The 4124-nt window shown below is 39.2% G+C and carries 4 protein-coding genes and 3 pseudogenes; 6 read left to right on the top strand and 1 reads right to left on the bottom strand.

The features are described 5' to 3' along the window. Window positions 1-378: 378 nt before the first annotated feature. The 5 genes and pseudogenes from ARSQ2_RS09895 to ARSQ2_RS09910 all read left to right on the top strand — a co-directional run. A pseudogene (locus ARSQ2_RS09895) lies at window positions 379-582 on the top strand (RusA family crossover junction endodeoxyribonuclease); the annotation flags it as partial. A gap of 245 nt (window positions 583-827) precedes the next feature. Beyond that, a pseudogene (locus ARSQ2_RS15040) lies at window positions 828-1046 on the top strand (hypothetical protein); the annotation flags it as partial. A gap of 203 nt (window positions 1047-1249) precedes the next feature. Then, complete coding sequence (locus ARSQ2_RS13160; protein ID WP_238334443.1) at window positions 1250-1450, top strand: hypothetical protein; 201 nt, start codon at window positions 1250-1252, stop codon at window positions 1448-1450. Between the two features lie 109 nt (window positions 1451-1559). After that, the gene (locus tag ARSQ2_RS13165) at window positions 1560-1760 is read left to right on the top strand and encodes a DNA methyltransferase (protein ID WP_238334444.1); all 201 of its coding nucleotides are present in this window, start codon (window positions 1560-1562) and stop codon (window positions 1758-1760) included. A 141-nt stretch (window positions 1761-1901) separates the two neighbouring features. Then, on the top strand, window positions 1902-2090 hold the full coding sequence (locus ARSQ2_RS09910) for a phage holin family protein (RefSeq protein ID WP_181995195.1): 189 nt from the start codon (window positions 1902-1904) through the stop codon (window positions 2088-2090). 351 nt (window positions 2091-2441) lie between these two features. Here ARSQ2_RS09910 and ARSQ2_RS09915 read toward each other — a convergent pair whose 3' ends face one another. Continuing rightward, window positions 2442-2762, bottom strand: coding sequence for a hypothetical protein (locus ARSQ2_RS09915; protein ID WP_181995196.1), 321 nt, complete (start codon window positions 2760-2762; stop codon window positions 2442-2444). 341 nt (window positions 2763-3103) lie between these two features. Between ARSQ2_RS09915 and ARSQ2_RS09920 the strand changes: the two are divergent. Further along, window positions 3104-3602, top strand: a pseudogene (locus tag ARSQ2_RS09920) (lysozyme). Window positions 3603-4124 lie beyond the last annotated feature (522 nt).

The raw sequence follows: 4124 nt of genomic DNA on the forward strand, positions 1-4124 counted from the left end.
CTATTAAATAGAGGGTGAAGCATGAGTAAATATATCAACATTTTTATCCGGTTTTTATTTATTATCCTTGCTTTCCCAATCATTTTTTACCTGGGTGTGGTTCAAAATACTGATTTGAGTTTTTTATTCGCAGATGGCAAGCCAAGGCTGAAAAACTCCTCTCATTACTGCAAACATTCTTAGATAAATATTTCCCAGTAAGGTTTGAATGAAAACATGATAATTGAACTCCCTTTCCCGCCCAGCGTTAATACTTATTGGCGACATAATTTTAAACGCCCCTACTTAAGTGATAAAGCTAAAGCATTTAAAGCAACAACGGTAAAAATTCTCAACGAGATGCGCCAGAAATCTGACTGTTAAAAATTTAAAGGTGAGGTCTCTGTATTGATCCAACTCTATCTACCCAACAAGATAAAGCGTGATGTGGACAATTATTCCAAAGGTGTACTCGATTCTTTAACTGGAGCGGATATTTGGCACGATGATAGCCAAATTCGCGTGATGACCGTTGAGAAGATGGATAACAACGGCGGTGTAAAAGGCGGCAAGTGTGTCGTCATTATTGATGAATATTCTTAACCGTAGCTGACTAAAAATTATCAACACACCAACAGGGTCAATCACATTTAAAATCCAAGGTAACAACGATGACTTTTTCAAACCAACCAATATTGGTTAACGGAGACTCGTTGCCATATATCAAAATACTGTCAGATAATTCAATCGATCTTATTGTGACTGATCCGCGATACTATAGCTAAGCGTCTTAATTTTGATTACAAAATATATGTTTTTCTCCAATATAAATTTACTGATATAGAGTAATTACTTGTAATCATTTTAAAGTCGCCCAGCTATACCGTGTTAAATCCTGCGCCTGGGACAGGCAGTGGAAAACAACCGAGCAATATCTAGCGTGGCTAAATGATTACCTCGTTGAATTCCAAAGGATATTAAAGCCAAACGGCAGTCTCTATCTGTTTTGTAGGGCAGCATTGGCTGCTGATACCGAAATTATGCTAAGAAATCAGATGAGGGTGTTAAATCACATTATTTTGGCTAAACCGTTTGGCCCGTGGCGACGACAGAAGGACAGAAGAAAGATACGCTTCGCTCATTTTCCCCAGTACCGAGCGAATATTGTTTGCAAAGCAGTACGGGGCAGAAGGCACAGTAAAAATGACGCTTGCTATGCATTGAAATGTGCTGAGTTAAAAAGCGAAGTGTTCGCCCCTCTGATTGACTATTGCATCACCGTAAAAAATCAACTCAATATCACGGGGAAAGAGATAGAAAAGCATATGGGAAGCTACATGCACCGGCATTGGTTCTCGTATTCCCAATGGCAACTGCCCAACAAATCATAATACGAAAAATTGCAGGAATTATTTTCGCAAAAAGCCGCAGAGAAAAGGTTAGTGTCGTTTTTATCGAAAAGTCACAATAAACTTCAGCGTGATTACAGTGAACTGATGAAAAGCTATGCCGAACTTAAGTGACAATATGAAAACTTGCGCCGATCGTTTTCTGTCAGCAAAGACGTACCGTATACCGATGTGTGGAACTTTCCACCCGTACTATACTATCGCGGTAAACATTCTTGTGAAAAACCAGCAGCCTTACTTGAGCACATTATTAACGTCAGTAGCAAGCCGAAACATACCGTAGCAGATTTCTTTATGGGTTCCGTTTCGGCGGTAAAAGTCCCAATTCAATTAGGTCCGGAAAGCTATTGGCGTAGAGTTGGAAACAGATAGACTTTTGCGGACTAAAAAAGAAATAGAAAATCTTACTCCTCAAATTAATGAAAAGGGTATGGTTTTTTGACGAGTCGCTACCCTTCCCTCAAAAGAAACATACCCCATTATTTAAACACTCGAAAATAAATAAAACTATCTATGAATAATATTGAAAAATATACAACGGGCACTGCCTATGGTACCAGCGCGACGACGCTTCTATGCGGTGCGCTATCGCTTAGTGAATGGGCCCTGGTTACGGGTATTATCTGTTCAGTGTTGACCGTTGGCCTCAACTGGTACTACCGTCACAAGGAATACCGACTCAAAGTCAAGGAGGTTAAGTGAATCCCACATTAACAAACCGTTTACCTATTGTAGCAGTAGACCGTGCCGTAGAAATTTCTAAATAGCTGTTCCTAATACCGCTACACCCTTCACAAGCCTTGTGGCAAAAGGGATAGTCAGCTTTCCGTCCCAAAAACCTTTTATATCAAGGCTCAAGAGTGGTAGTGATGAGCAGCAAAATGATCACCTATAGTTATCAAGTGATCTACTATTCGGAACAGTTATTTAGTATTCCTATTTAATTTCACGAAGAGATAAATTATGAACTGTATCTCTATAATATAGATGAGCTTTAAAGCTTTTAGTCATTATCTCGTATCCAAACAATATTATTTCGTCTTTTTTCTTATCTTATGTTGCTTTAATTATCTTATCTCCCAAGGAAGAATCATCTGATTTTAACGTCAAGAGATATAATATTTTTTTGGTTAAGAAAATGTCATTAAAAGCCCCTGTGTGCGTTATATCCAAAGAAATATAACCATACTGATACAACCACTTTACCGCATAGACAACTTTTTTAGACTTAGTCTTTATAATTTTAGCGGCTTCCTTGGTATCTATCAAATCAGCAATGTCATAAACGTAAAGGCTTTGTGGTTGTGGGAAAATATTATAGAGCAGACCGAACAACCTTTCTGGATACTCATAAAACTCATTAATATTGGACATAATATGAACGAAATCCTATTCACAAATAAAGACGATATAGCTAAGCGTCTTAATTTTGATTACAAAAATATATGTTTTTCTCCAATATAAATTTACTGATATAGAGTAATTACTTGTAATCATTTTAAAGTCGCCTAGCTATATAAATCTAATCAATCAACTACGAGTTGCAATCATAGCACAGCTTACACGTGAAATGGATGAAGTCAGAGCGCGCAAATTTTGGAGTTCAACGGTTACCCTCTATTCCGCCCGAAATTTTAGCTGAAGCTTTAACAACTGGTATAGCTTATGGTGCATCATTGCTTATGCCACTTCCATCATTGTTAAAATAATTCACCATGAACGCTCAACTTAAAAACCGCCTTCTGGCGGCAGCGGCTGGCGGCGTATTAGCACTGTCTGCCGGTCTTGGTGCAGTGGAACGAAGGTAAGCGCTATAAGCCCTATCGTGATGGCGGAGGCGTGCTCACTGTCTGTCACGGTCATACCGACAAGGACGTTACGCCAGGGGAAATTTATAACGAAGAAGAATGCAACGCATTGATGAAGCAGGATTTACAGATAGCACGCTCCGCCGTTGAACGTTATGTCACTGTTCCGCTTACCGATTTGCAGAAAGCCGCCTTGACTTCATTTGTTTACAATATCGGCAGTGGGACATTTGCCAATTCAACGCTGCTTAAGAAGTTGAACGCCGGAGATATTCAAGGCGCTTGTGACCAAATGCGCCGGTGGAAATACGATGAAGGAAAGGTATCAAACGGGCTGATTAACCGCAGAGAGGTAGAACGGGAACTTTGTTTAAATCCAGATTCAATAATTAATCCAGCTCAATGAGCCCTGGTTATCGTTCAAAGCTTTTCTATACCCCCCGCTGCGTAAAGAATGACATCGAATCTGAACCTTTTGAAATGAGCCTTTGAGGAAGTCGGTTAGTGCTGACAAGCCTTGATGGACTAATTTCCTCTGCGGCACAGGTTCATTTCAAAAGGAAAACGTAATGCAATATTCAAATATTGTCGTATTGCCCACATATTAAACAGCCAACCATGAACAATCTTGAGATGGTTGAATACATAAACAACGATCGAGAATCAAAAGCAAAAAGTCAAGGATCGCCCTTCCCTTGCAAGAAATACAGAGAATTACAACACAGAAGCTTTTTAACAAAAAGTACCAAAAAAGTAAGATGTTTGTAGATTGTCTACATGTTGCCAAAGTCTGGGCTAATAATGCTACTGGCTCAACAACTCATCCATATTCCCTTCCCGAACCATATAAAAGCGGGAATAACGTAACCCTTTGGAGAAAAATATGAATACCTCAAGAAGTAAAGAATTTAAACGGAGTATCTTAGAC

Source organism: Arsenophonus endosymbiont of Bemisia tabaci Q2 (assembly GCF_902713415.1).
Classification (GTDB): Bacteria; Pseudomonadota; Gammaproteobacteria; order Enterobacterales; family Enterobacteriaceae; genus Arsenophonus.